Source organism: Streptomyces griseus subsp. griseus, assembly GCF_000720255.1.
Taxonomy (GTDB): Bacteria; Actinomycetota; Actinomycetes; order Streptomycetales; family Streptomycetaceae; genus Streptomyces; species Streptomyces griseus_I.
This window is the reverse complement of sequence record NZ_JOJE01000262.1, coordinates 1-201: the sequence shown is the minus strand read 5'-3', so window position 1 is coordinate 201 and position 201 is coordinate 1. Positions and strand designations below refer to the sequence as shown.

At 72.1% G+C, this 201-nt stretch carries 1 pseudogene; it reads left to right on the top strand.

From position 1 onward, the window contains the following. Positions 1–201: pseudogene (locus tag IG99_RS47310) on the top strand (IS1380 family transposase); the annotation flags it as partial.

The window sequence follows — 201 nt, the reverse complement described above, 5'->3', positions numbered from 1 at the left end:
GGAACGCTCCCATCCTGGCGCTCAGTTGAGGATCACGGACGCGGACGGCATGCGGATCACGTGCTTCGCGACCAACACCACCGGCCGGCCGATCGCCACCCTCGAACTCCGTCACCGGCTCCGGGCCCGGGCCGAGGACCGGATCCGGGCCGCCCGGGCCACCGGACTGCGCAACCTGCCCCTGCACGACACCGCCCAGAA